This is a genomic window from Corallococcus sp. AB018, from assembly GCF_003986945.1.
In the GTDB taxonomy this organism is placed as follows: Bacteria; Myxococcota; Myxococcia; order Myxococcales; family Myxococcaceae; genus Corallococcus; species Corallococcus exiguus.
Window position 1 is genome coordinate 1 of sequence record NZ_RAWR01000465.1, and the last position, 566, is coordinate 566.

Here is a 566-nt window from a genome sequence, read left to right on the forward strand (position 1 = left end):
GCAGTCACTGAGCAGGCGAGCAGTGCCGGCGCGCCCCTTTCCCGCGTGATGGGTGCTGGCGCGAAGAAGAAGGTCGTGGTGAAGAAGTCCCGTTAGAGCCCGCCCGCCGCGCCGTCGTTTCCGGCGGCGCGCGGGTGGAACAACCGGGGGTGCCACCATGGACGCCGAGCACAGGGCCGAGGGACAGGAAGGGATGCCGGGCACACCTGGAGAGAATTCGATGCCGTCCCAGCAGGAGGGAGCGGCTGACGCGTCCGCGCCGAAGCATGGCGAGGGCGCGAGTGGAGACGTGACGCCGGAAGGTGCCCCCCAGGCCGAAGCGGGTGGGGCGCAGACCGACCTGCTTGGAGAGGGTGGGCAGGCCACCGCGAGCGCGACCGAGGCCAGCACGGCCGCCGGAGCCTCCAGTGAGCCGGAGACACGCCCCGAGGGCGGCGAGTCGCCGGGCCGCACCGGGGAAGAGACTCCCGCCGGGGACGCCGCGACGTCGGGTGGAGCATCCGCCCACGCTGGCGAACCGGAAGGCTCCGGGTCGACCGTGCAGGGCGAGGGCACCAGCACCCCGG

General features: G+C 73.3%; 1 protein-coding gene. It reads left to right on the top strand.

Annotation, left to right across the window (positions count from 1 at the left end; genetic code table 11):
* Positions 1-220 precede the first annotated feature (220 nt).
* A partial coding sequence (locus tag D7Y11_RS42755) for a hypothetical protein (protein ID WP_199753973.1) occupies positions 221-566 on the top strand: 346 nt, incomplete at its 3' end.